Origin of the sequence: Mucilaginibacter aquariorum (assembly GCF_024498135.1) — a bacterium.
Taxonomy (GTDB): domain Bacteria; phylum Bacteroidota; class Bacteroidia; order Sphingobacteriales; family Sphingobacteriaceae; genus Mucilaginibacter; species Mucilaginibacter aquariorum.
The window spans coordinates 19,120-44,002 of sequence record NZ_JANHOH010000003.1 but is presented as its reverse complement, the minus strand read 5'-3'; the positions used below and the strand labels follow the sequence as shown (position 1 = coordinate 44,002).

Here is a 24,883-nt window from a genome sequence, read left to right as displayed (position 1 = left end):
AATGCCACGCGAATTAGAAAATAGTCCTAAAATAACGTACTCCTGTTACTTTACCCGCAGTCGCGAGGGCGAACAGTTTGTTCCCGAACACGTGTTTAGTTATCAAATTTCGGGTACACTTACCATGAACGATGGTCAAAAACAATATATTTTTAACCCGGGCGATTACAGGTTCATCAGGCGCAACAACCTGGTTAAGTTTTTAAAGCAGCCACCACCCAATGGCGAATTTAAATCGGTATCGGTTTATCTTGACCAGGAAACACTGCGCGATTTTAGCATCGAATACGGCTACAAAGCATCATCGCATTACAAAGGAGATACAATAATCATCCCCAAAAGTGAACCCATATTTAAAAGTTATATGGATTCGTTGCTGCCCTATCAGCAAGAGGGGATAGTAATAAACGAAAAGCTGCAAACCTTAAAACTTCGCGAGCTTATATTGATCTTATTACAAAGCAATCCCGACTTAAAAGATGTGCTGTTTGATTTTAGCGAACCCGGTAAAATAGATCTGGAAGGGTTTATGGAAAAGAACTTCCACTTTAATGTGCAGCTAAAAAGATTTGCTTATCTCACCGGCCGCAGCCTGGCTACTTTTAAACGAGATTTTGAAAATATATTTAACAGCACACCAAGCCGGTGGTTGCAGCAACGCAGGTTACAGGAAGCGCATTACCTGATAAAAGAAAAAGGCAAGGCGCCATCTGATGTTTACCTGGAACTGGGTTTTGAAGATCTGTCGCATTTTTCGTTTGCTTTTAAGAATAAATTTGGTGTTTCGCCATCAAGAGTATAGCCTTTAAATAATAATTTTTTATGTTATGTAATCGTTAAAATAACGTATATTTAATGTAACCAAATTATTAAGCCATGCGCAGGCTTTCTTACTTTTTGCTTTCAGTACTGCTTGTGCTGTCATTTACCAAAGTTAAAGGGCAGGGGCAAGAAGTGCGTGTAGACTTTTATAAAGACCCTTTCCTGGTTAAGGTTGATAATTCTGTTTTAATTGACCTGCCTCAGCAGCTTAGTGCAGAAGCATTTATAAAAAGTTATACAGCTATTAATGCAGGCAATTATCAACCCATTATCGATTCGCTTGTAAGCTATAAACAAGAGCATCAACTAAACGATTGGCTGTATTATCAGCTGATTCGCAGGGTGGCGCAGCAAATAAGCCCTAAAGAAGTTAATTACGGCAGATATACATTTTATAAGTGGTTCATGCTCAATAAGTCTGGTTATGATGCACGGCTGGCATTATCCCATCAAAAGCTTACATTTTATGTTTACAATAACGAGGATATCAGCGATATACCATACTTTATGGTTGATGGAAAGCAGTTTGTTTGCCTAAACTATCATGATTATGCTAAGGCCGATCTGAATAACGACCCGCCTATACCGGTAAACATCCCGATCGCAGCAGCAACAAAAGCATTTTCATACAAGGTTACTATGATGCCCGACTTTAAACCCGAGCATGATATTGAAAAACAAATGTCTTTTGTGTATGATCATAAAACATATTCTTTCAAAATAAAGCTAAATACCGATCAGGAAAAAGCATTTAATAATTACCCCAGTGTTAGTTTTGAAACATATTTTAATATCCCATTAAGTAAAGAAACCTACGGGTCACTTATCCCGCTGTTAAAGAAGAATATGAAGGGTATGGACGAGAAAAAGGGAGTAGACTATCTGATGCGTTTTACCCGTTATGCTTTCCTTTACGAGAACGATAATGATAATTTTGGTAAGGAAAAACGCCTTTCGCCGGGCGAGACCCTTGCCTCAAACTATAGCGATTGTGATGACCGTGCAGCTCTGTTCTTTTATTTGGTGAAAGAGATCTATAATTTGCCTATGATTGCCTTGTTGTATCCCACACATATTACCATGGCGGTTGAATTTAGCAAGCCCATAGGTGATCCTATTGTGTACAAAGGCAAAGCTTACTCGGTATGTGAGCCAACCCCACAAGCCGAAAATTTGGGGATAGGGCAACTGTCGGCCAAGTTAAAAAACACGCCTTATCATATTGTATACGCTTACGAGCCTTTACACAAATAGTACTTCTACAAAAACTTATCGCTTTCCCGGTAAGCTTCAATTACACGCAGCTCGCCTTCTTTGCCCGGGCGGGAGTTACCATGTTCCATACCTAATACACCCTTGTAGCCTCTCTCGTGCAGAAATTTAAAGATGTTCTTGTAGTTCACTTCACCGGTTGTAGGCTCGTTACGACCGGGATTGTCACCTATCTGGAAGTAGGCTATCTCATCCCAGGTAAGTTTAATATTGTTGATCATGTTCCCCTCATTCTTTTGCATGTGGTACATATCATACAATATTTTGCACGACGGGCTATTTACCCCTTTACATATCATATAAGTTTGTGCCGATGTTCTTAAATACAGATCGGGCGTATCGCTTAAGGGCTCCAGCACCATAACAATGCCGTGTGGCTCTAAAATTTCGGCACCTTTTCTTAATGCTGTAATTACATTGGCATTCTGAATATCCAACGGAAGGTTCCTTGCAAAATCGCCTGGTACTACTGTAGCTAATTTACCACCGCATCTTTTAGAAACCTCTACAGCCTGCCGGCAGCCTTTTAAAAAAATATCAATGTATTCCTGTTTGCCGGCAGCTAAGGTGTTGGCACCGTTGCCGCCTTTATCCAATACAAAAACACCCATTGCCATACCCCGTTTAGCCAGTAGATTGCCAATTTTTTCCTGCTCGGCCGGGGTTCTGCTGCTCATGCCGTTATCTTCAATGCTGCGGAAACCCTGATCGTACATAAATTGGATCTGATCAAGGAAATTGGCGCCTGCCGAATTTTTGAACATCCCATCGTGTGGGCCATAGTTCATATTAAAGGGCTTGCCGGGGGCAATGGCTATATCATTATTGCAACTTGTGGTGGTACTTGCTAAAACCGCGTTACCGGCCAATAAAGCACCCGATGCCAATAAACTATTTTTTAAAAAGCTGCTTCTATCCATGGTTTGGAGGTATAAATATTTGGTGGTGTAATATCCAATTTTTTATGAAGATTACTACACGCTAATATTATTTAATGAATTTAAGAACGGTAGCACATTACTCCTTGCCCTTTTTTACTGCGCTATTTTTGATGAAAAAAACGGCCATTAACGCCCCTAGAAAACCTGAAAACGCCGATATCTGCATGATTTTACCAAAGGCGGAGATAAAACTTTCTTTGTAAGCTTTTTCAATAACTGCTTTGTCTTTTCCCTCAAAACCTTCGGGTACTTTAGCATTCCCCAAATTAATTGACTGCTTTTCTATAACTTGTTTTTGCTTACTATCCAGCTTTATATTTTTAAGCTCTCCCTGCAGCGCCCCCGAAAAAAACAATACGGCCAGCGCGCCTAATATCGCGTTAGCAAAAACACTGGCTATACGGGTAAGTGCATTGTTTACGCCCGATGCCGTTCCCGAAAAATGGTCGCTTACCGAACCCATTACCGCGGTTGTAAGCGGCGCTACAGTGAGCGACATGCCCAACCCAAAAACCAGTATCCCCGGGAAAAATGTTGTCCAGTAGTCTGCCGGGCCTGCGGTTTGCTTCACAAACGATAAAATAAGCAATCCTGCGCCTGCAATAGCCGGGCCGCATATTAATAATAGCCTCGGGCCATGTTTATCGGCCTGTGCGCCTGCAAAGCGGGCAAGGGTTATCATTAAAACCGTAAATGGGAGGAAAGTTAAACCGGATTGCAGCTGACTATAACCCTGCACCTGTACCATGTTCAACCCCAGGAAAAGCATACCGGCACCCAAACCTGCATAAAGGAAAAAAGTAAGCAAATTAGCGCCGCTAAAGGTTAAGTTGCTAAATAGCTGCAAAGGCATCATGGGGTATTTGCTTTTCTTTTCGATAATTAGAAAAACTAACAGTAAAAACAGGCCCCCGCCTAATGAACTGTATACCTGCCAATTATTTAAACCTACAGCGGGTATTCGCAAAAAGCCGAAAGTAAGGGCAGCCAAACCCAATGCAATAGCTATAGCACCGGCAAAATCCAAGCCTTGGACGCCGTCTTCATCCTTTATTTCTTTTACTTCCCTGGCTAATATGAACAATGCAGCTACGCCGATAGGGATGTTTATAAAAAAGATATAACGCCACAGGCCTGCATCGCCAAAGGCGCCACCCAATATAGGGCCGCCCATAGTAACCACTGTTGTAAAGGCGCTCCAGGTGCCAATGGCCTTGCCACGTTCTTTTGGATTGATAGAAGAGGAGATGAGCGATAAACTGCCCGGGATCATGAGCGCACCCCCAATACCCTGCAGCATCCTGAACACCACAAGCAGCGTAACACTCGGCGCAAAACCGCAAGCCGCCGAACCCAGGATAAAAATAAAAATGCCAGCCATAAATACCTTTTTACGGCCAAGCCTATCGCCCAGCGAACCGCCAATGAGTATGAGCGCCGCCAACATAAGCAGATAGGCATTCAATATCCAAAACAGATCGGTTCCGCTTGCGTTGAGGCTTTTTTGGAGCGATGGCAACACCACATTAAGCGCAGTGCTATCAATAAACGCCATTGCCGATGCCATAATGGACGACACCATTATCCATTTACCGGCTTTACTACCCAATGCAACTGTTGCCATATCAAAGGTTTATAAAGTAAACTTACTGAAAACGCATGGTAAAACTATTGTAGGCTGTTCCATATGTTCAATTATTTAATGTGGAACAGAGCATGTAAAATACACTAAGCTATTTTTTATTTAAAATAAACTTTGTAATTATGCCTTACCAATTACACAAACCAATTACCGTCCATTTATGCTTCCAGAAAAGGAATATCAAATGTGGCCAGATGCAGAATTATTAGCTCTGTTAAGGCTGGATGACCGTAAGGCGTTTGAAATGCTGTACAATAAATATTCGCCCAAAATTTATCATGTAGCCTATAACCTTTTTCGCGATAAGGCTATCTGCGAAGATCTGGTGCAGGAATTATTTATAGATCTTTGGACGAAGAGAAACAACCTGAATATATCCTCGTTAGAGTGGTACCTAAAGGTGGCCATTAAAAACCGGGTGTTGATGTATATCCGCACGCAAAAAGCCACGCTTGATCTTTCGGCTATTGCCATGCTTACCGAAAAATACGCTACGGATAGTAAGCTACTGCAAAACGACATTAGCACTATACTGGAAAATAACGTAGAGCGCCTGCCTGAAAAATGCCGGCAGATATTTACACTTAGCCGTAAAGAATACCTGTCTAACAAAGAGATAGCTTCCCGTTTAAATATCTCCATAAAAACGGTTGAAAACCAAATGACCATTGCACTGCGCTATTTACGCGCCGGCCTTACCGATTACCTGCCCATGATAATCGCCGCTTTGATCCTGATAGCAGAAAGCTAACTCCACCTACATTAACTTCTCCTGATACCGTACGTTCTCAATTTGGCTACAAAATCGCTCGATTAGGCTACAAGCAGTTAATAGCATCTGTTGACCTTTGATGTATCATTAATTTAAAAAAATCATGACACATCAAAATGATAATTCAGGTAAGGTTTGGTTTATTACAGGTGCTTCCCGCGGTTTTGGACGGGTTTGGGCCGACGCGGCGCTAAAGCGTGGCGACAAGGTAGTTGCTACAGCACGTAAGTTGGAAAGTATCGCCGATCTTAAAGAAAAGTATGGCGCAAATGTGCTGACATTAGAGCTTGACGTGACCAACCCTAATCAGGTGAAGGCAACTGTGGCGCAGGCACACGCCCATTTCGGCAGGCTGGATATCGTACTTAACAATGCCGGCTATTCGCTGGTGGGCACCATTGAGGAATGCAGTGCTGATGAAATAAAGGCCATGTATGAAACCAACGTTTTAGGCCCGGTTGCTGTTATCCAGGCGGCGTTGCCATTGCTGCGTGAGCAAGGCGGAGGCCACATCCTTGGTACATCCAGCAATCTTGGGCATGTAGTATTACCGGTGATTGGCTATTACTGTTCTACCAAATGGGCGTTCGAGGCTATTCACGAAAGTTTAGCTTTAGAAGTTAAAGATTTCGGCATTAAGGTAACTATTATAGAGCCTGGTGCTTATGCTACCGAGTTCGGTACGCAAGATTCTTTAAAATTTGCAGCGGGCCTTGATATTTACCAGGATTTTAAAACGCAATTTTTTAATGGATTAGGGGAGATGGAAAAAGGCGATCCCGATGCAACACCTGAAGCGATCTTTAAAATAGTTGATGCCGAAAACCCGCCTTTGCGTATTAATTTGGGCAGTAATAATTTACCATGGGTGCGCGCCGCATATACTGAAAGACTGGCTTCCTGGGAGGAATGGGACGCTGTTGCTAAAACAGCGCAGGGTGTTTCAAAGTAATCTGTAGGTAAATAATTTAATTATAACTGGCATTGAACAGCATTGCCGGTTATAATTGCGTTAAATTTAAAAATGAAAAAGGAAGAGATAGGCCATATTAAAATGGAATCGTTATCAGATATGCACCGGGCCTTCGGTTTGCCTGCCCCTGCGCATCCGTTAATTAGCTTGATAGATGGTGCAAAAAACCGGATCATCTTAAGCAATTTGCCTTACTCTCATGTACTCCATTTTTATAAAATTTCGTATAAACCAAACCTGGGTGGTAAGTTAAGATACGGTCAGGGTTATTATGATTTTGATGAAGGGGGCTTGTTATTTGCTGCACCTAACCAGGTTATTGGCAACCATGGCATCACTGATGAGGAAATATGTTCTCAATACACTTTATTAATACATCCGGATTTTTTTGGGAGCTATCCTTTAGCAAAAAAAATAAAGCAATATGGCTTCTTTTCTTATGCTACAAATGAAACCTTACACCTGTCAGACAAGGAAAAGGAAACCATCATTTCCATTTTTAAGATCATTGAAGATGAGTTGAACAGCAGGATAGATGATTTTAGCCAGGATGTTATTATTTCACAGATAGAGTTATTATTAAATTACGCAAACCGCTTTTACAAACGCCAGTTTATTACCCGCAAAGCGGTAAATAACGATCTGTTACAAAAACTGGAAGAAATTTTAGACGAGTATTTCAACAATACAAAATCATTAAACCAGGGAGTCCCAACGGTTCAATACCTTTCAGAACACTTAAATATTTCGCCAAGTTATTTAAGTGATATGCTGCGTTCCCTAACCGGGCAAAACGCGCAGCAACACATCCACTATAAGCTTATAGAAAAAGCGAAGGAAAAACTATCTACCACCAGCTTATCTGTAAGTGAAGTTGCCTACGAACTGGGTTTTGAACACCCACAATCCTTTAGTAAGCTATTCAAAACTAAGACTAACCTATCGCCATTAGAGTTCCGACGCTCTTTTAACTAATCAGGCGGCAAAACTGCTGAGCTAAGGCAAGGCAGGTATACGATGTAATCCCTCCGATTCGATGTATCAGTGCATAATCATGTGCTATAAACCTGTGCAATCGAAAAAGCATGTGATATCCCTACCTTACAAATAAAAATATTTTCACTCTGCTTAGGGGGTAGGCCTCCGCAATTGCATCTTACATATATAAACCATGAGAAAGTTTACTTTTCTGAGAAAAAAAATCCAGGCCAAAGACCGCTCTTTGCAGGAAAAACTTGTGACCAAATATTTTGACGACCTGCAGCTTAACCAACAGCCAAAGGCCGGCCAGGATGCAGGTTTTGATAGCGATGAGGTATATAACCGCATTATCAGCAATATTGATGCATTGCCGGTTAAGTCTGCGGGTCGTCGTAAAAAATGGATGGTTGCCGCATCATTATTTGCAATGGCATCTTTCTCAGCATTGCTGTTCCAATACCGCAGCCAGGTGCTTGATGTTGTATCGCCTATAGTGCAAAAGCAAATAATAGCTACTAACGGCCATGTAACTAACCTAACCCTTGCCGATGGCACAAAAGTTTGGCTAAACGGGGGTAGTAAATTAAGCTATCCCGAAACTTTCCGTGGCAATAAAAGAGAAATTACATTGGTAGGTGAGGCTTTTTTAGAAGTTGTGCACGATGCTAAAAAATCATTCATTGTTCATACAGGTAACATAAAAACCCAGGTATTAGGTACCAGCTTTAATGTAAAAGCATACCCCGAAGACAATTTTGTAAAGGTTGATGTAGCTACCGGTAAAGTTGGCGTTGTTGCGGCACAGGCCAAAACAGTTTTTCTTACACCTGCCGAAGAGGTTATAGTTAATAAGAAAGATCACAGCGCTATCACAACCCAAGGCGTAGATGTGAACGCCCTTAGCGGCTGGAAAGACGGCGATTTTATTGTGAAAAATATGCCATTACCCGAGGTGCTAAACGCTATAAAGCACCGGTTTAATATCCTGATAAAGGCCGATGCTAATCTGACGAAATGTTCTATATCGGCCAATTTTACAAATGTATCCTTACAAAACATAGTGAAGATCATATCAAAGCTGGTAAAGGGTAAAGCCATTGCAGAGGGAGAGGGGTACCGTTTAAAAGGCAAAGGCTGTTAATAAAGAAAAAAACCAATTATTATTAAAGATAAACCAATTATCAATTAACCTAAATTAAAAACAGATGATGACATAAATACATAAAAAAACCCTGTTCAATGAGATTTGAAACAGGGTCATTAAAATGCCGGGTTATTATTAAGTGTACGTTTAGAGGTCGAATTCAGAACGCTGCACTTGAATTTCAAACACTTTAATTTATTCAAATCTATGAATATATCTCTATTTTCAAATGGAGTAGTTCGTTATGTATTAATATTAATGAAATTTACCTCGCTTGCCTGCTTTGTTGTTTGCTTAATGTGCTTTACGGCCGTTGCAAACAATACTTATGGCCAGAAATTTTTAGAGCAACAGGTAACGCTTAAGTTGAAAAACATGAAGCTGACCGATGCGCTCGAAAAATTATCGGCCGATAAACAAGTAAAATTCGCTTACGCGGATAACTTACTAAAGCCGTCATTCAGGGTTGATCTAAATGTAACTAATAAAAGCATCAAGGAGGTGCTTGACGAGGTTTTAACTCCATTTAGCCTTGGTTACAGAATTATTGATGACGTTGTAGTTATCAGCGATAGGGCTGAAGCCGCTACTACATACACCGGCCTTTCAAAGGAAGCTGTAAAAGCAATAAAGGTACAGGGTAAGGTACTTGATGATACCAATTTACCTTTGCCGGGCGTAAGCGTAAAGCTTAAAGGCACAAACTTAGGCACGGTTACCGATGTTAACGGTAATTTTGTTTTAGACCTGCCAAATGCCGATGGTACTCTGGTATTCAGCTTTATAGGTTTTACCACAAAAGAGGTACCGCTTAACGGACAAACTACCGGCATTAATGTACAATTAGTGGCTGCACAAAATTCTCTTAACGAGGTTGTTGTGGTAGGTTATGGCACACAAAAGCGTGTAAATGTTATTGGCGCGGTTGACCAGATCACTGCTGCTGCAATTGAAGGCAAACCCGCCGTTAACTTAACACAGGCTTTGCAGGGTACTTCGCCAAACTTAATTATTCAACAAACCAGTAACGAGCCGGGCGCTTATCAAACCATTAACATTCGTGGTGTAAGTACGTTTGGTAACAACAATCCGCTAACCGTTATTGATGGTATAACAGGCGGCGACCTTAACCTGCTTAACCCGCAGGATATAGAAAGTGTATCGGTATTGAAAGATGCGGGTAGCGCTGCCATATACGGTTCGCGTGCAGCTAATGGTGTAATATTGGTTACCACAAAAAAAGGTAAGAAGAATGCGGGCGCTGTTCTTACTTATAACGGGCAAGCTGGTTTGCAGGTGCCGCATGTTGGATATAAGCCAGTACACTCTTTCGAAAATGCCATTTTACGTAACCAGGCAGTTGTAAATGCAGGTTTAACACCTATTTACAGCCCAGAGCAAATTCGCCAGTTTCAGCAACAGGGCGATCAGCCATGGTTCCTGGATGCTATTTTACAAAATGCGGTTCAGCAAAATCACAACCTGAGCTTATCGGGCGGTAGCGCTAACTCAACCTACCTGGTATCAGCCGGGGTGCTTGATCAGCGTAGTAACCTGGTTGGCCCCGATTATGGTTTAAGGCGCTACAATTACCGCATGAACTTGAGCAGCGAGTTTGGCAGGTTAAAGCTGACCAGTATCTTAGCTTATACCCGTACCGAAATAAAAGAACATTCCTTTAACACCGGGACGCTTATTGTAGATGCAGGCAGAACGCCAACCTATTACAAAATAAAAGATGATCAGGGTAACTACCTAACCAATGATGTATTGGCTGAATTTAACCCGCTTGGTATTCTTGAAAAAGGTGGTTTCCGCAAACGCGATAACGATAACATATTTGGAAACCTTACCGCGGAGTTGGGTATAACTAAAGATTTGAAGCTGAAAGGTGTGTTTGGTGGTACGTTACTATCGAACCATATGTTTGGCCGTGTTATACAGGTTAATTATTTACCAAAAGGTACTTACGGTTCAGACAGGAACACTAATGATGAAAATAATAAAAACCTGTTCATCAATTCACAATTCCTGGCGCAATACACCAAAACATTTGCAAAAGATCATAATGTTGATGTGTTGGTTGGTGTGGCAAATGAATCTACCAATAACGAGAGTAATTACCTGCGCCTGAAATTTACCGACCCTGAATTAGGTACGCCAATTACAGGTACAATAATCGAAACTTCATCTACAGGTACAAATAATAACAAAAGTGAAAGCAGCCTTAACTCTGTATTCGGGCGTGCTTCATACTCATTCAAAAATAAATACTATGGTGAGTTTGATTTTAGGCTTGATGCTTCTTCAAAATTCGCTAAAAATTACCGTAACGCGTTCTTCCCTTCCGGAACTGTGGGTTACCGTATAACCGAAGAGGATTTTATGCAAAATTATCGCGATAAATTTGGCGACCTTAAGTTACGTGCCTCATACGGTATCTTAGGTAATCAAAACGTTGGCGATTACCAGTTCCTAAATACTTTTGGGGTATCAACAGATAGCTTTTACAGCTTTAACAACCTGGCTCAAAGTACAGCTACAATAGGTTTCGCTAATCCGAATATCCGTTGGGAACGCGCCGCTACGTTTAACGTGGGTGTTGATGCAACATTCTTTAAAAACGCGCTTACCGTATCTGCTGATTATTTCAACAAAATTACCCGCGATATTTTATTACCGCCGGTTGTACCGGGCACATTTGGTGCCGGCCTGCCTGATTATAATGCAGGTGAGGTGCAAAACCGCGGTTGGGAGCTTAATATCAACTATCGTTTAAGAACAGGCGCGTTTAACCACAGCTTTGCATTTAACGTAGCTGATACCAAAAACAAAGTATTAAAGCTTGAAGGCGGCGACCAATTAAAAAGTTACGACGAGATGCAGATCATCAACAAGGTTGGTTTGCCTATCGGTTCGTACGTTGGCCTGGTGCGCGATGGTTACTTCCAAAATTTGGATGATATAAATAATGGCCCTAAACCGGCCGGCCTTAACATACAGCCAGGCGACAACCGCTATGTAGATATCAACAAAGACGGTATTATTGACGATAACGACAAGTTTGTATTAGGTAACGGCTTCCCTCGTTTAACTTTTGGCTTTACTTACAACGTAGCTGTTAAAGGTTTTGACCTTAACCTGTTTTTACAAGGTGTGGGCAAACGCAGCATGTTTGTTAGGGGTGAGCAGGTGGAACCTTTCCACGTAAACTACTCGCAGGTTATTTACCAGCACCAGTTAGATTACTGGACACCACAAAACCCTAATGCACGTTACCCTCGCCTTGCGGCAAGCGGCAGCCAGTCTAACGAGAATAACTTCCGCCGTGGTTCTGATATGTATTTGTTTGATGGATCGTACTTAAGGGTTAAAAACATACAAATAGGCTATACTTTGCCACAGGGTATCTCTAAAAAGATCGGGATGAAGAAAGTAAGGACTTACCTAACCGGCCAAAACGTTCTTACGTTTTCGGGCATGAAGTTCATCGATCCTGAGTCGACCGAGTTGGGTGGCAACGTAACCGCCGGTGGTGCAAACAGTGGTAGGTCATACCCTCTGCCTATCTATTATGGTTTTGGTATTGATATATCCCTTTAAATCTACACAGACATGAAAAAAATTAATATCAATAAAATAGGCTTGGCGCTTATGCTGATAACCGCGTTATCGGCATGTAAAAAGCTTGATCTGGCACCTGAAAATAAGTTTACAGATGCCAATTACTGGACTACTACAGATAAAGCAAATAATGTTTTAAATACTGCTTATTCGCAGATATCCAATAGCAGTTACTTCTTTTCGATGGAAGCGATGTCTGACAACGCTTACAATGGCCGTGGCGATAATAACGGTGTTGCATCGCTTGCAGCCGGCACTTACGACCCATCGTTAGGCCGTTTAAAAGGCGAGTGGGGCGATCATTATCGCGGGATAAAAACCTGTAACATCTTTTTAGAAAATGTTGACAAGGTTACCTCTATGGATGCTACATTAAAAGCACGTATGAAAGCTGAGGCAAGGTTTATCCGTGCATGGCATTACTACCTGCTGGAGACATGGTGGGGTGATGTTCCGCTAATTGAGAAGGATCTGACAATAGACGAATCAAAAGTAATAGCACGTACACCTAAAGCTGATGTTGTAGCTTTTATTTTAAAAGAGCTTGACGAAGCCGCCGCCTCATTACCTGTAAACACCGCTTTAGCAGATGCCGACCGTGGCCGGGTAACCAAGGGTGCAGCAGTGGCATTAAAAGCAAGGGTATTACTTTATGAAAGCCGCTGGGCCGATGTGGTAACCGAGTGCGAAAAATTGATAGGTAATACAGCAAACGGCAACTACGCCTTATTTAATTCGTACGAAGGCCTGTTTTTGCCTCAAAACGAATACAATAGCGAGGTTATATTCGATCTGCAATATTTACCACCTTCGGTTGCTAACAGGTCATACAGCGATTTTAGGGATATGGCGCCAATATCAGTTGGCGGCAGGTTAAATGCAATTGCCCCAACCCAGGAATTGGTTAATAGCTATTTGATGACTAATGGCAAAAAACCGGGTGAAGCAGGTTCTGGTTATGACGAAAACAACCCATATGTAAACCGCGACCCCCGTTTAACCAATACTGTTGTGTATCATTTATACCAGTGGAAAGATCGCGATAACAGCATCAAAACTATTTATACCAAACCTGGCAGTGATCCTAATCCGGATGCTACAAAACACTTTGATGAATATGCACCGGGTGCTACATCATCGCCAACAGGTTATTATACACGTAAATACTTTGATCCTACATCTACTGTTGCAGATTTTGGCTCGGGCTTAAACCTGATATTGATCCGTTATGCTGATGTGCTGTTAATGTACGCCGAAGCTAAAAACGAACTAAACCAAATGGATGCCGGTGTATGGGACAAAACCATCAAAGCAATTCGTTCACGTGCGGGCTTTACTGCTACCGAAGCATTAAACTTCCCGGCAGGCGATCAGGCATCGTTGCGCAATATAATACGTGACGAACGCCGTGTGGAGCTGGCAATGGAAGGCTTACGCATATTTGATATCCGCCGCTGGAAAACCGCTGAAACCGTACTGAGCGGCTGGGCGCATGGTGCCAAATTTGGCCCTGCCGGTGTAGATAATGGTTATATACGTGCCAACCTGCGCACGTTTGATAAAAACAAAAATTATTTATGGCCGGTACCAAGAGATGAGAGGGCGGTTGATCCGAACCTTACACAAAACCCGGGTTGGTAATTAAAATAAGTATTTAAAAAAATTATAATCAATTAAGATCATGAAAAATATTTTTTATAGCCTGCTTGCAGGTATCGTAGCACTGGTTGTAATATCAGGCTGCAAAAAAGACAAAACACTTGGCAGCACAAAAGTATCAGCGGTAAGCAATTTGTTTTTGCCAGAAGATGGCAAGTACGTTAAGATTCCTTCCGGTGCATCGGGTTCCCTTTCTTTCGAGTGGGAGCAGGCCCGTGCAGAAGATAATGGTTTGGTTTTGTATGAGGTGGCATTTGATAAAGAGGGCGGAGATTTTTCGAAGCCCCTTTATTCGGTGCCTTCAGATGGTAACGGTTTATACAACAAACTTACCCTGTCATACAGCGACCTGAATAAGATTGCCACCCTTAATGGCATCAAACCACAGGAATCGGGTAAAATTAAATGGACTGTGCGGTCATCAAAAGGCATCAACGTACAAAACACAGATCTGGTACGCACATTTGAAGTTGAACGCCCTACCGGTTTTGAGGTTCCGGATGCAGTTTATCTTACAGGCAGCGCAACCGAAGGTGGCGATGATTTAAGCAAAGCGGTTAAATTCAAAAAGACACCTGATGGTAAGTTTGAGATCTATACTTCTTTAAAAGCAGGCGAATACCACCTTGTTGATGGTAAAACCGGTAGTCCTTTAATTTTTTCTTATGATGGTGCCAAACTTGTTGAAGGCGGCGCAACTACTGTTACAGGCAATAAAAAGGTGATGAGGATAAATGTAAGCTTCGCCGATGCGTTATTCACAACTGCCGAGGTTACAAAGGTAAGTTTATGGTTTTCTCCTGATAACAAGTTCTGGTTCGATCTTCCGTATACAAGCAATGGTACATGGGAGATAGATAATCAAACTATCAACCTATATGAGGCATCTTGGGGCCTTGATGAACGCTATAAATTTAGGTTCAGCTTCAAAAATGCTGATGGATCAGCTACTGACCAGTTTTTTGGTAGCACAAATGCGGATAACAGTGCTGCAACAGCAAGTACACCACCGTCATATTACTACATGGTGCCTGTAAATAACTCACAATGGGATTTTACCTACAAGTTTAACCACGACTTTCATAAAAAGAACGCGGATATCAAAGTAATGTTTAATGCGGACGTACCTGCATATATGCACACTGTAACCGGTAAATAATCTGCATAAAAATTTTGTTTGCAAAGCTTTTAAGGCTTTGCAAACTTTAAATCATCAAACTTTAGTTTATGAACAGCATAACCCAACATATAAAAAAAGTGGCACTGGCGGGGCTTATCCCTGTTATGCTTACTTCCTGCTTAAAGGATAAACCATTTCCATTATATGGTAACAAACCATCGGCTGTAATTGATTACACTTATGCCGCTACATCAGATACCCTGCAGGACAAAACGTATGCTACGTTCCTGTCGGCAAATGGTAATTACTTTATCCAGAATAATAGCGGCAATACCAACTATAATTATTGGCCGCAAGCCCATACCATGGATGTGCTTATTGATGCATACCTGCGTACAAAAAACGAGATCTACAAACAACGCATAAAATCGCTTCTTAATGGTACACGCATCAGCAATGGCAATAAACTGCAGAACGAGTATTATGACGATATGGAGTGGCTGGCGCTGTCAACCCTGCGTGCTTACGAAGCCACAAACGATCCTGATTACCTTGCCGCTGCCGGTACGTTGTGGACAGATATTAAAACAGGTGTTAATACAAACCAGGGTGGTGGTATAGCATGGCGTAAATCGCAGCTCGACTATAAAAACACCCCGGCTAATGCACCTGCTATTATATTTGCCGCGCGCCTTTATCGCCTGCAAAAAAATGAGGCCGACCTTACGTTGGCAAAAGAGTTATACACCTGGTTAAAAAGTACCCTTGTTGACCCATCAAGCGGTATTGTTTGGGATGGTATTAATGGTAACCATGACGGCCAGATCAGCAAGAATAAATTCACCTATAACCAGGGTACATTTATCGGTGCAGCGCTGGAGCTATATAACGTTACAGGCGATGGCTCTTACCTGAGCGATGCTGTGCGTACAGCCACCGCAACTATTAAAGATTTGGATATATCGCCGGGTGGCTTGCTTAAAAGCGAAGGCCAGGGCGATGGTGGTTTGTTTAAAGGTATTTTAGTTAGGTACCTTACTCTTTTAACTTTAAAAGAGGATGTATCGCCTACAGACCGCGCTGCATACGCGAAGTTCTTAAAATATAATGCCGAAACCCTGTTTGTCAAGGGAATAAGCAGACCAGATTTTATGGTTAGTCCGGATTGGAAAGCAAAACCATCCGGCACAACAGACCTAACTACACAAATAAGTGGAGTTACGACGATGGAGGCCGCAGCCACGTTAAAAGCAGCCGGCAAATTTTAAACACTGAGATGGATCTTCCGGGTTATATTTGCCCGGAAGATTTTTTTTTACCTATTTTGAGACTATGAAGAGAAGGCAATTTATTGGAAGCACCACTTTATTAGGTGCAGGTGTATTAATGAACAAGTTTTCGTTTGCAGCTAATGCGGCGTTCCCGGTAGTACGGGTGCCTGTATCAGCCAGAAAGTTTAAAAGTGTATCAGTTGAAAAAGCGATAACAGAATTTAAATCGAAAGTAAAGAACCCGGAGTTGGGTTGGCTTTTTGAGAACTGTTTCCCAAACACGCTGGATACCACCGTAACTTATAAGTTAGCAAACAACAAGCCTGATACCTATGTAATTACCGGCGATATTGATGCCATGTGGCTGCGTGATAGCAGTGCGCAGGTTTGGCCGTACATTGCTTTCATTAATAAAGATGCCGACCTTAAAAAGTTAGTTGCCGGTGTTATCAATCGCCAGGTTACCTGTATTTTACGCGACCCATATGCCAATGCTTTTTATGACGATGCTAATAAAGTAGGAGAATGGAAGGATGATGTTACCGATATGAAGCCCGGTTTGCACGAGCGTAAGTGGGAGATAGACTCGCTTTGTTACCCTATACGCCTGGCCTATAAATACTGGAAGCTTACCGGTGATTCAACGCCGTTTGACGCCCGTTGGAAAACCGCCATACAAAGTGTGCTGAAAACTTTTAAAGAACAGCAGCGCAAAGAGAACGACGGACCGTACTCGTTCCAGCGTAAAACAGCATGGGCTACCGATGGTGTGCCTATGAATGGTTATGGCTATCCTGTTAAACCTGTTGGTTTGATCTGTTCTGCCTTCCGCCCAAGTGATGACGCTACAATTTATTCTTACCTGATACCATCAAACTTTTTCGCGGTAACCAGCTTAAAGCAATCAGCAGAAATGGTGAAAACTATTTCTAAAGACGACGCTTTATCCGCAGAATTGCTTGCCCTTGCTGCCGAAGTAGATGCAGCACTGCAAAAACATGCTGTAATAGATCACCCTGATTATGGTAAGATCTACGCCTACGAAGTAAATGGCTTTGGCAGTTATAACTTAATGGACGATGCCAATGTGCCCAGCCTGTTAGGTATGCCTTATCTGGACGCTGTAAAAAATACCGATCCGGTTTATATTAACACCCGTAAAATGCTTTTATCGCTAAATAACCCCTTCTTTTTTAAAGGAACAGCAGGCGAGGGTATAGGTGGCCCGCATATTGGTAAAGATATGATATGGCCGATAAGTATTATTATCCGTGCGATAACAAGTAATGATGATGCTGAAATAAAAGAATGTATTGAAACCTTGCGCAAAACGCATGGCGGTACAGGCTTTATGCATGAGTCATTCCATAAAAACGACCCCACTAAATTCACCCGTAAATGGTTTGCCTGGGCTAATACCCTGTTTGGCGAACTGCTTTGGGAAACATACACACAAAAGCCGCACATACTGGCTTAATATATTCATAACCCTATGAAATACCTATCATTAACCGTGATACTGGGCTTTGCCATGGCTTTTAGTTCCATAGCGCAAACTGTTGATTATAAAAGCCGCATCCAGCTTATCAATAAAAATATTTACGATAAGCTTTATGATGAAAAGGCCGGTTTGTACATGGAAACAAACAACGTTACCGAAAATAAAGGTAACCACTCGTTCCTGTGGCCGTTATGCGCTATGATACAAGCCGCTAATGAGATGGAGGTGCTGGAGCCTTCAAAACATTACATTGCACCGGTAATGAAGGCCATTGACCAGTATTATACCGCCCGCCCACCCGCGCCGGGTTACCAGGCCATGGTAGTAAAAGAAAAAACCGACCCTCGTTTTTATGACGATAACGAATGGATTGCTATCGCCCTGATGGATGCTTATGGCCGTACCCATAATAAGCAATACCTGGAAACCTCAAAAATGATCTATCGCTTCCTGCTAACCGGTTTAAACGATGTTGCCGGCGGTGGTTTTTACTGGGAAGAAGGAAACCTAAAAGGTAAAAATACCTGCTCTAACGGGCCGGGGATTTTAGTGGCGCTTCGTTTATATCAGGCTACTAAAGAGAAGGCTTACTTAGATACAGCTATTAAGGTTTACAACTGGACAAAGAAAAACCTGCTTGCCACTAATGGGGTTTATTATGATGCTATTAAATTGCCATCGTTAAAAATTGATTCGGCATATTATACCTATAATGCAGGTACTATGCTGCAAGCTGGTGTGGTGCTATATAATATCACTAAGGATAAAAAATATCTTGATGATGCCCGTAATGTAGCCGTAGCTTCAGAAAAATATTTCTACAGTAATGGTAAATTGCCCAATAATTATTGGTTTAACGCTGTGCTGATACGTGGCTATTTAGAGCTATACAAGGTAGATAAAAACAAAAAACAGCTGCAGTTTATTATTGATGATGCCGAGCGCGTATGGAAAGACGAGAAAGACGAGCAAAACTTGATAGGTACCAGGAAAGTTAAGACCTTAATTGACCAGGCAGCCATGCTGGAAACCTATGCCCGTTTACAAAAATTAAAATCCGAATACTAATTATATACATATACTTATGAAAAGCCCTTTAAAAATTGTTTGCCTGCTTGCTGGCGTGTTTGTCAGCAATTTTGCAAATGCCCAGGCTACCAAAGCGCCTGCGTATCCGCTTATTACGCATAATACCTATTTTAGCGTATGGTCGTTTACAGATAATCTGAACGAATCTACAACACGCCATTGGACGGGCAAGAACCAATCTTTACTGGGTTTAATAAAGGTGGATGGCGAAACATATCGCTTTTTGGGTAAAGAGCCTATGTCTTATCGTACGGTTTTAGCCGATGGTGATACCAAACCATACACCTGTAAATTTACCGAAACCAAACCTGCTGATGGTTGGGAGAACCAGGGTTTTAATGACGAAAAATGGAAAACCGGCACCGCTCCATTTAGCGATGATCCTAAGATGGCCAAAACGCTTTGGAAAACCCGTGACCTTTGGGTGCGCCGGACTTTCATCTACAAGAAAACAACACCGATAAATAAGCTGATCCTTAAACTTCATCATGATGATGATGCCGAAGTGTATTTGAACGGTGAAAAGATAAACGTAAGTACCGGTGCAAATGGCGACTTAGTGCCTGTTGAAACAAAAGGTGACATTGCCGGTAAGTTAAAAGAAGGCGAGAACGTGCTGGCTATGCATTGTGTAAATACAGGCGGCGGCGCATGGCTTGATGCAGGTTTGGCAGATGAAATAAAGCCTGTTGTAAACAAAGATTTGAAAGTAGCCAAACAAACCGGCGTAATTGTTAATGCTACGCAAACCGTTTACAATTTTACCTGTGGTAAAGCAGATCTGCAGGTAACATTTACTTCGCCATTATTAATGGATAACCTTGATCTGTTATCAAGGCCGGTTACTTATGTTAGCTACAGCGTAAAATCAAATAATGGCCAACCGCATAATGTGAAAGTTTATTTTGGTGCTTCGGCAGATGTGGCGCGTTATAAGCCCAACCAGGCGGTTATAACGCAAAAATATATAGCAAATGACCTGTCGATTTTAAAGGCGGGTACCAAAGAGCAACCCATACTGCAAAAGAAAGGCGACGACATGCGGATAGATTGGGGTTATATGTATGTAGCTGCGCCGGTATCTGCAAAAGCAACACAATTTATTACTAATAACAGCCAGTCGGTTGGTTCGTTTACAAGCACACCAACAGTGGCTACCGCAAAAGGTGGCGAGGACGCTTTTTTAAACACCGTTATCCCGTTTGGTAAAGTTGGTAACATGGCAGTAGAGAAGTTTATGGAGATAGGCTACGACGATATATACTCTGTACAGTACTTTGGTAAAAACCTTAGGCCATGGTGGAACAAAAATGGCAACAAAACCATTATCGGCGAATTAAAACAAGCTGCTATAGATTATAAGAGCATTATTGCTAAATGTAAAGCATTTGATAACGCCATGAATGTTAAGGCATCTGCAGCAGGCGGTTTAGCGTATGCTAAACTTTGCGCTATTGCTTATCGGCAGGCAATTGCGGCCCATATTTTGGCGCAAAGCCCTAAAGGCGAAATACTATGGTTATCTAAAGAAAACTTTAGCGGTGGTTTCATCAATACGGTTGATGTTACTTATCCATCGGCACCTTTGTTTTTAATATACAATCCAAAGCTTGCAGAAGGTATGCTGAACGGTATTTTTGAGTTTAGCGAAACAGGTAAATTTAAACATCCGTTTGCAGCGCATGATCTGGGTACCTATCCGTTTGCAAACGGACAAACTTATGGCGAGGGAATGCCTGTTGAAGAATCCGGCAATATGTTGCTGCTGGTTGCCGCCATAGCTAAAGCTGAGGGTAATGCCAATTATGCTAAAAAGCACTGGGCCACTTTAACTACCTGGGTTGATTATTTAACAAAAGAAGGGCTTGACCCGGCTAACCAGCTTTGTACCGACGATTTTGCGGGGCATTTGGCTCGTAATGCAAACTTATCATTAAAAGCTATAAACGGTATTGCTGCCTATGCTATGCTGGCTGATATGCAGGGCGATAAAGCTACCGCTATTAAGTACCACGGCATTGCAAAAGATTTTGTAGCTAAGTGGATGAAAATGGCCGATGCCGGCGACCACTATTCGCTGGTTTTTGAAAAACCTGATACCTGGAGCCAAAAATATAACCTTGTGTGGGATAAGCTGCTTGGCCTTAACCTGTTCCCTAAAGAGGTTTACACAAAAGAGATAAAATACTATCTGACAAAACAAAACGAATATGGCTTGCCGTTGGATAGCCGTAAAACCTATACAAAATCTGACTGGATAGTATGGACAGCAACCTTGGCCGATAATCCGCAAGATTTTAAAGCCTTAACAGATCCTATTTATAAATATGCTATCGAAACATCATCACATGTGCCTATAAGCGACTGGCACGAAACTACTAACGGAAAACAAGTGGGTTTCCAGGCACGTAGTGTGGTAGGAGGGTATTTTATGAAAATACTGGAACAACAATGGTTAAAAAAGTAATCAGATCACCAAATCAATAATCAAACAAAAGCCCGGCGCAAAAATTATGCGACCGGGCTTTTGTTTTAACATACTATCAGTTAGGAGGGAAGCTAATGAGAGAATGATAAGGAATTGAAATAAAACCAATTTATTAGTTAGCCTGTTAATCTTTACTGTAATCACTGTATTTAGGTTACATGGAGTAATATATCATGCATGCCGAAAAAAACAAACCAGTTTAATGTATTAAAAACGATAGTATTATGTGTGGCTATATTAAGTTGCAACGCCGCCTATGCGCAGTTTAACGATACTACACGTTACCATACCGCTTTCCTGTCTTCGGGCTCAATCAATAAAACAAATGATGGTACGGCTTACCTGTTAAATAACGCTTTTAAGTTTAATATTAAAAAGAAAAGCGTATCGCTAAATTTTACTAATAATTGGATCTACGGTAAGCAAAACGGCAACGTTAGCAATAATGATTTTTCTACCGCGCTCGATTTTAACCTGTATAAAACGTTTCCACACTTTTTTTACTGGGGACTGGCCAATTACAATACCAGTTATTCGTTAAAAATTAATAACCAACTGCTGGCAGGGGCGGGCGTTGCTTACAGTTTATTTGATAGTGAAAATACATACCTGAATATTAGCGACGGCATACTGTTCGACACAAGCGATCTGATGCTTGCCAACAACACCCGTGATGTTTATGAAACCTACCGCAATTCGTTCAGGCTATCTTTTAGGTTTAATATCAAAAACAGGGTAATAATAGATGGATCGAATTTTCTGCAAAATTCGTTCGATAGGGGGAGCGATTACATTATACGGTCAACCACCAACCTATCTTTTAAACTACAAAAGTGGCTGAGCCTTACCACTTCACTTAATTATAACCGTGTTAACCGCACCAGCAGTGAAAACTTGCTGTTTACATATGGCCTAACGATTGAGAAGTGGTTTTAAGTTAGTAGCTAATTATATATGGGACGATATAATATATACTTTTTCTTTGTGTACTTTCAATCCATCATGAATAGTTTTTTTAGATTCGCATCATTAGGCATATTATCGCTATCGTTCCCCGGCCTGTTAAATGGTTCTATGCATACCCACACCGGGCCTGTTAAAACGAAGCAGGCGGAAGCGGTTTATTATACTGCTGAAGATTTTAGCTCGGTTAAAAAGTTTGATGTTCACATTCATATTAACACAAACGAAACCACTTTTATAAACCAGGCCCAAAAAGATAACTTTAAGTTTTTAGATATTGTTGACGACAGGCCATTTGGATTAACTATGGCGAAGCAACAAAAAATTGGCATCTCTGACCTCGGGAAGTTCCCTGATCAGATGGCCTTCGCCACTACTTTTTCTGTAAAGGATTGGAATAGCAGCGATTGGTAGAAAAAACCATAGCCGATCTGAAGCATTCATTTTCGCAGGGTGCAAGGGCTGTTAAAATATGGAAGAATATTGGGATGGACCTGCGGGATAAAAACGGAAAGTTTGTGATGGTTGATAACCCAAGAATTGATTCTATTATAAGCTATCTCGAAAAAAATAATATCCCCGTAATAGGTCATAACGGTGAACCTAAAGATTGCTGGTTACCACTTGATAAAATGATATTCAGCAGGGATTATTATGGCGCCCATCCCGAGTATCATATGTACCTGCACCCTGAATACCCCTCGTATCAGGATCAAATGGATGCAAGGGATAATATGCTGAAGAAGCATTCCCATTTAAAATTTATAGGGGCACATTTAGGAAGCTTAGAGTGGAGCCTTGATGAGCTGGCAAAGCGGCTGGATAAGTATCCGAATATGAGTGTCGATCTGTCGCGAATGTCTAATTTACAATTGCACGCATTAAATAACTGGCAAAAAACCCACGATTTTTTTGTTAAATATCAGGATAGATTGGTTTATGGAACAGACAGGGCGGTTAATGCAACTTCAAATAAAACAGAATTAGAAAAAGATATACATGCCGAATGGGTTAGCGACTGGAAATTTTATGTGACCAATGATACCATCACCCTAAAAGGATTTGGGAGGCTTAAGGGGTTAAAATTGCCAAAAAAGGTTGTAGATAAGATCTATTATATAAACGCCCAAAAATGGCTTTCAAAGGGTGTGTAATAATTAAATAAGATTAATAGAGGTTTTGCTCTGTAATCTAAAGTTATAGCGGTAAGCAATTGTCAGCAGTTATTCAAAAGAATAACTGCTGTTCTTTTTACAGCAAAATATACCTACACTTGTAGATACTTGTTTAAACATCAATTTAAATTGTAACATGGAAATAGGGATAGATAGCTTCGCCGCGGCGATGTTCAATGATACAAAGGATAAAACTAACGCCGATGTAATTAGCCAATTACTGGAACGGATTGAACATGCAGATAAAGCAGGGCTGGACGTATTTGGTATTGGGGAGCATCACCGGAAAGAGTTTTTAGATTCGGCACCAACTATGATACTTGCAGCAGCAGCGGCACGTACCAAACGTATCCGCTTAACAAGTGCGGTAACCGTTATCAGTGCGGCCGACCCGGTAAGGGTATTCCAAAATTTCGCTACTTTAGATCTTATCTCTAATGGGCGTGCAGAAATTGTGGCCGGGCGCGGCTCATTCATAGAGGCCTATCCGCTTTTTGGTTATAAACTGGAAGACTACGACTCGCTTTTCGCCGAAAAGCTTGATCTGTTATTAAAGATCAGGGATAATGAAACCATTACCTGGTCGGGCAAGTATCGTGCACCACTGCATAATCAATCCATTTATCCACGGCCTGTTCAATCATCAATGCCTGTCTGGTTAGGTGTTGGTGGCACTCCTCAATCATTTGTTAGGGCCGGCATTTTAGGGCTGCCTTTAATGGTTGCTATTATTGGCGGCGAAACGCACCGCTTTAGGCCGCTGATTGATCTTTATCGCGAGGCAGGAGAAAAAGCTGGTCATTCGCCCGATCGTTTAAAAGTTGGTTTGCATTCCATTGGTTACGTAGGGAACACAACAAAAGAGGCCACCGATGATTTTTATCCCGGATACGCAGAAGTATTTACCAGAATAGGTAAGGAACGTGGATGGCCACCCGTTACCCGCACGCAATATGATGCGCAAACCGGCCCCACAGGCGCGTTATTAATAGGCAGCCCGGAAGAAGTAGCCGAAAAAATAATTCGTCATAGTGAAGCGTTAGGCGGGGTTTCCAGGGTTACATTTCAAATGGACCAGGCGGCACTACCGCAGGCTAAACTATTACAATCTATTGAATTAATTGGCCAGCGTTTAATCCCGTTGGTTAATCAGCATACTAAATAGACTCTTATATAATCTAAAAAAGAGAATCAATTATATCTGGTGAATAACACACCAACCGCAATCTTGTGTCAAAAAAACTAGCAGCATATTGCCTCATTATATGGCAATGAAACTAATACAAAAGCCGGTAGCTTATCTTCTTAATTATAAATTAATTACAATAGGTGTGAGGCAGGAAAGCATATAGTTGCATTTTATTGTGTAACTTATTGTGTAACAAATTTATCTATTAAGCATTTATCTTTATTCAACTTTAGTTGAACCGGGTATACTTAACCGAT

19 protein-coding genes are annotated in these 24,883 nt (G+C 41.5%); 17 read left to right on the top strand and 2 right to left on the bottom strand.

Features of this window, described 5'->3' with window-relative positions; all coding sequences use genetic code 11:
- Window position 1: 1 nt before the first annotated feature.
- Window positions 2-802: a helix-turn-helix domain-containing protein gene (locus NPE20_RS15215; RefSeq protein ID WP_256539535.1), complete on the top strand. Its 801-nt coding sequence runs from the start codon at window positions 2-4 to the stop codon at window positions 800-802.
- Window positions 803-876: 74 nt separating this feature from the next.
- Window positions 877-2,076 carry a hypothetical protein gene (locus tag NPE20_RS15210; protein WP_256539534.1) on the top strand — a complete coding sequence of 400 codons (1,200 nt, stop codon included), beginning with the start codon at window positions 877-879 and terminating at the stop codon, window positions 2,074-2,076.
- 5 nt (window positions 2,077-2,081) lie between these two features.
- Here the strand turns inward: NPE20_RS15210 and NPE20_RS15205 are convergent, their stop codons facing one another.
- Together NPE20_RS15205 and NPE20_RS15200 are read right to left on the bottom strand one after the other, a co-directional pair.
- The gene (locus NPE20_RS15205) at window positions 2,082-3,014 is read right to left on the bottom strand and encodes a hydroxypyruvate isomerase family protein (RefSeq protein ID WP_256539533.1); all 933 of its coding nucleotides are present in this window, start codon (window positions 3,012-3,014) and stop codon (window positions 2,082-2,084) included.
- 97 nt (window positions 3,015-3,111) lie between these two features.
- Window positions 3,112-4,659 (bottom strand): MFS transporter, encoded by a 1,548-nt coding sequence (locus NPE20_RS15200; protein ID WP_256539532.1) that lies wholly within the window; start codon window positions 4,657-4,659, stop codon window positions 3,112-3,114.
- 178 nt (window positions 4,660-4,837) lie between these two features.
- On the opposite strand from NPE20_RS15200, the gene NPE20_RS15195 reads away from it, so the two are divergent.
- From NPE20_RS15195 to NPE20_RS15125, 15 genes are all read left to right on the top strand, one after another.
- A complete protein-coding gene (locus NPE20_RS15195) occupies window positions 4,838-5,428 on the top strand; it encodes an RNA polymerase sigma-70 factor (protein WP_256539531.1) in 591 nt (196 codons plus the stop codon).
- Window positions 5,429-5,552: 124 nt separating this feature from the next.
- Window positions 5,553-6,401: an SDR family NAD(P)-dependent oxidoreductase gene (locus NPE20_RS15190; RefSeq protein ID WP_256539530.1), complete on the top strand. Its 849-nt coding sequence runs from the start codon at window positions 5,553-5,555 to the stop codon at window positions 6,399-6,401.
- Between the two features lie 72 nt (window positions 6,402-6,473).
- A complete protein-coding gene (locus NPE20_RS15185) occupies window positions 6,474-7,397 on the top strand; it encodes a helix-turn-helix domain-containing protein (protein ID WP_256539529.1) in 924 nt (307 codons plus the stop codon).
- Window positions 7,398-7,593: 196 nt separating this feature from the next.
- Window positions 7,594-8,544, top strand: a complete 951-nt coding sequence (locus NPE20_RS15180; RefSeq protein WP_256539528.1) for a FecR family protein — start codon at window positions 7,594-7,596, stop codon at window positions 8,542-8,544.
- A 261-nt stretch (window positions 8,545-8,805) separates the two neighbouring features.
- Complete coding sequence (locus NPE20_RS15175) at window positions 8,806-12,150, top strand: TonB-dependent receptor (RefSeq protein ID WP_256539527.1); 3,345 nt, start codon at window positions 8,806-8,808, stop codon at window positions 12,148-12,150.
- A gap of 12 nt (window positions 12,151-12,162) precedes the next feature.
- Window positions 12,163-13,812 (top strand): RagB/SusD family nutrient uptake outer membrane protein, encoded by a 1,650-nt coding sequence (locus NPE20_RS15170; RefSeq protein WP_256539526.1) that lies wholly within the window; start codon window positions 12,163-12,165, stop codon window positions 13,810-13,812.
- 40 nt (window positions 13,813-13,852) lie between these two features.
- Window positions 13,853-14,989, top strand: coding sequence for a SusE domain-containing protein (locus NPE20_RS15165; protein ID WP_256539525.1), 1,137 nt, complete (start codon window positions 13,853-13,855; stop codon window positions 14,987-14,989).
- A 68-nt stretch (window positions 14,990-15,057) separates the two neighbouring features.
- Window positions 15,058-16,218, top strand: coding sequence for a glycoside hydrolase family 76 protein (locus tag NPE20_RS15160; protein WP_256539524.1), 1,161 nt, complete (start codon window positions 15,058-15,060; stop codon window positions 16,216-16,218).
- A gap of 64 nt (window positions 16,219-16,282) precedes the next feature.
- On the top strand, window positions 16,283-17,698 hold the full coding sequence (locus tag NPE20_RS15155; protein ID WP_256539523.1) for a glycoside hydrolase family 125 protein: 1,416 nt from the start codon (window positions 16,283-16,285) through the stop codon (window positions 17,696-17,698).
- 15 nt (window positions 17,699-17,713) lie between these two features.
- The gene (locus NPE20_RS15150; RefSeq protein ID WP_256539522.1) at window positions 17,714-18,790 is read left to right on the top strand and encodes a glycoside hydrolase family 76 protein; all 1,077 of its coding nucleotides are present in this window, start codon (window positions 17,714-17,716) and stop codon (window positions 18,788-18,790) included.
- A gap of 16 nt (window positions 18,791-18,806) precedes the next feature.
- Window positions 18,807-21,278 carry a glutaminase family protein gene (locus tag NPE20_RS15145; protein WP_256539521.1) on the top strand — a complete coding sequence of 824 codons (2,472 nt, stop codon included), beginning with the start codon at window positions 18,807-18,809 and terminating at the stop codon, window positions 21,276-21,278.
- A gap of 198 nt (window positions 21,279-21,476) precedes the next feature.
- Window positions 21,477-22,235: a DUF481 domain-containing protein gene (locus NPE20_RS15140; RefSeq protein WP_256539520.1), complete on the top strand. Its 759-nt coding sequence runs from the start codon at window positions 21,477-21,479 to the stop codon at window positions 22,233-22,235.
- Between the two features lie 66 nt (window positions 22,236-22,301).
- The gene (locus NPE20_RS15135; RefSeq protein ID WP_256539519.1) at window positions 22,302-22,676 is read left to right on the top strand and encodes a hypothetical protein; all 375 of its coding nucleotides are present in this window, start codon (window positions 22,302-22,304) and stop codon (window positions 22,674-22,676) included.
- On the top strand, window positions 22,670-23,416 hold the full coding sequence (locus NPE20_RS15130; protein ID WP_256539518.1) for an amidohydrolase family protein: 747 nt from the start codon (window positions 22,670-22,672) through the stop codon (window positions 23,414-23,416). The genes NPE20_RS15135 and NPE20_RS15130 overlap by 7 nt, the downstream gene beginning before the upstream one ends.
- A gap of 157 nt (window positions 23,417-23,573) precedes the next feature.
- On the top strand, window positions 23,574-24,602 hold the full coding sequence (locus NPE20_RS15125) for an LLM class flavin-dependent oxidoreductase (protein ID WP_256539517.1): 1,029 nt from the start codon (window positions 23,574-23,576) through the stop codon (window positions 24,600-24,602).
- Window positions 24,603-24,883 lie beyond the last annotated feature (281 nt).

Excerpts from the sequence above, each read along its gene's own strand:
- NPE20_RS15215 (WP_256539535.1), top strand. The coding sequence starts at position 2 with ATGCCACGCGAATTAGAAAATAGTCCTAAAATAACGTACTCCTGTTAC.
- NPE20_RS15210 (WP_256539534.1), top strand. The coding sequence starts at position 877 with ATGCGCAGGCTTTCTTACTTTTTGCTTTCAGTACTGCTTGTGCTGTCA.
- NPE20_RS15205 (WP_256539533.1), bottom strand. The coding sequence starts at position 3,014 with ATGGATAGAAGCAGCTTTTTAAAAAATAGTTTATTGGCATCGGGTGCT.
- NPE20_RS15200 (WP_256539532.1), bottom strand. The coding sequence starts at position 4,659 with ATGGCAACAGTTGCATTGGGTAGTAAAGCCGGTAAATGGATAATGGTG.
- NPE20_RS15195 (WP_256539531.1), top strand. The coding sequence starts at position 4,838 with ATGCTTCCAGAAAAGGAATATCAAATGTGGCCAGATGCAGAATTATTA.
- NPE20_RS15190 (WP_256539530.1), top strand. The coding sequence starts at position 5,553 with ATGACACATCAAAATGATAATTCAGGTAAGGTTTGGTTTATTACAGGT.
- NPE20_RS15185 (WP_256539529.1), top strand. The coding sequence starts at position 6,474 with ATGAAAAAGGAAGAGATAGGCCATATTAAAATGGAATCGTTATCAGAT.
- NPE20_RS15180 (WP_256539528.1), top strand. The coding sequence starts at position 7,594 with ATGAGAAAGTTTACTTTTCTGAGAAAAAAAATCCAGGCCAAAGACCGC.
- NPE20_RS15175 (WP_256539527.1), top strand. The coding sequence starts at position 8,806 with ATGAAATTTACCTCGCTTGCCTGCTTTGTTGTTTGCTTAATGTGCTTT.
- NPE20_RS15170 (WP_256539526.1), top strand. The coding sequence starts at position 12,163 with ATGAAAAAAATTAATATCAATAAAATAGGCTTGGCGCTTATGCTGATA.
- NPE20_RS15165 (WP_256539525.1), top strand. The coding sequence starts at position 13,853 with ATGAAAAATATTTTTTATAGCCTGCTTGCAGGTATCGTAGCACTGGTT.
- NPE20_RS15160 (WP_256539524.1), top strand. The coding sequence starts at position 15,058 with ATGAACAGCATAACCCAACATATAAAAAAAGTGGCACTGGCGGGGCTT.
- NPE20_RS15155 (WP_256539523.1), top strand. The coding sequence starts at position 16,283 with ATGAAGAGAAGGCAATTTATTGGAAGCACCACTTTATTAGGTGCAGGT.
- NPE20_RS15150 (WP_256539522.1), top strand. The coding sequence starts at position 17,714 with ATGAAATACCTATCATTAACCGTGATACTGGGCTTTGCCATGGCTTTT.
- NPE20_RS15145 (WP_256539521.1), top strand. The coding sequence starts at position 18,807 with ATGAAAAGCCCTTTAAAAATTGTTTGCCTGCTTGCTGGCGTGTTTGTC.
- NPE20_RS15140 (WP_256539520.1), top strand. The coding sequence starts at position 21,477 with ATGCCGAAAAAAACAAACCAGTTTAATGTATTAAAAACGATAGTATTA.
- NPE20_RS15135 (WP_256539519.1), top strand. The coding sequence starts at position 22,302 with ATGAATAGTTTTTTTAGATTCGCATCATTAGGCATATTATCGCTATCG.
- NPE20_RS15125 (WP_256539517.1), top strand. The coding sequence starts at position 23,574 with ATGGAAATAGGGATAGATAGCTTCGCCGCGGCGATGTTCAATGATACA.